Annotated in this window: 2 protein-coding genes; both read right to left on the bottom strand. The window is 41.7% G+C overall.

Annotated elements, in window-relative coordinates; genetic code table 11:
* The coding region (locus AC0YN7_RS29670; RefSeq protein WP_475813606.1) for an IS3 family transposase at positions 1-930 on the bottom strand (930 nt) is incomplete at its 3' end.
* Positions 879-1,304: an HTH domain-containing protein gene (locus tag AC0YN7_RS29665; protein ID WP_475813605.1), complete on the bottom strand. Its 426-nt coding sequence runs from the start codon at positions 1,302-1,304 to the stop codon at positions 879-881. The genes AC0YN7_RS29670 and AC0YN7_RS29665, both read right to left, overlap by 52 nt.
* Positions 1,305-1,406: the final 102 nt, after the last annotated feature.

Below are 1,406 nucleotides of genomic sequence, written 5' to 3'. Positions count from 1 at the left end.
GTATTCATCAGGAGTCATCTTTTTTAATCCCCACTGGTATCGAGTTGTGTTGTACATTAAGATGTATTCGTTAACTCTTTCACGCAGCTCTTCTATCGTCTGGCAATCTTCATATTCTAGCTCATCCTTCATATGACCGAAAAAGGATTCCATAGGTGCGTTGTCCCAGCAGTTACCCTTGCGGGACATGGATTGTTTAAAACCTGCTTGCTTCACTTTATGTTGAAATACAGGATGTGTATAGTGCATACCTTGATCCGAATGAAGGATAGCATCTGGATGAACGTTGTTGTCCATGTTCCTTAAGAGCTCCTCTAACGTTTTCACTGCAATACTGAGTTCTAAGGATGTAGATAGAACATGTGCGGGTATCTGCTTCGTTGCTCCATCTTTTATACAGGATAGGTAAGCCCATTGGCCCTTTCCATACCTCATATACGTTATATCAGTTAACAATACTTTACCTGGCTCTTTTTGATCGAATTTACGCTCTAATAAGTTCGAACACGTTTTATGTTCCTGTGTAGCTTTAGCCATCTTTCGGTAAGGATTGGCTTGACGTACTTTCGCAACCATGTTGTATTTATGCATGATTCTGCGAATCTTCTTATGATTCATAATGGCATCGTCATTGCGCTCTAGATGCATCTTAATGGTTAGGGCACCCGCCTTGCCGTTAAGAGCGTTAAAGTGCATCCTAATGAGACCGCAGTCGTTTTCATCCTCATATTCACGCTCTTGCCTGCTGGGCTCTGCTTTAACCCAACGATAATAACCACTTCGGCTTACCCTCGCAATGGTACATAAATAGGTCGTTAAGCCTTTCATCTTGTATTTACGGATTGTAGCTTCGATAAGCTCGAAGGTTTCTGAGGGTGTTAGCGTTCGCGTTTCACCTGCCTCTCTAGAGCCTCTAGCTTTTTTAAGAATTCATTCTCCACTTCAAGCAGCTTAATCTTAGCCTCCGCACGCTTAAGTTTCTCCTCTGTGCTGAGCTCCTTAGATGCGGGTCTGCCTGTACTCGCTTTGCCTCTGCGGTTCATTAGTAATCCCTCCTCCCCGAAAGACCGGTAAGATTTTTTCCAGCGTTCTAAACATTTATATGGGTTTTTGGCACCGATAACAGCAACTTCAAAACCAGCTTCAACGAAGATCTGCATGGGTGTTCTACCGCTCTTGTAAGCTTGTACGGCATGTAATTTAAACTCAGATTTATATGATATTGCTCTTTCTGATACGTTCTCAATATTAGGGTTAGACTCAAGTAGTTTAATCTGTGCTGTTGTAAATAGTCGTTTGGACATGGTGTAGGTTTACCTCATTCATTGTAGTATTTTTTATTAAAACACAAAAACCCGAAAGATGGGCACTTTTTCTAAAGTGTCTATCTTTCGGGTTACAGTTCA

The sequence above is a fragment of the Paenibacillus sp. J31R122 genome (assembly GCF_056269185.1).
This window is presented reverse-complemented; position numbering and strand designations above follow the sequence as displayed.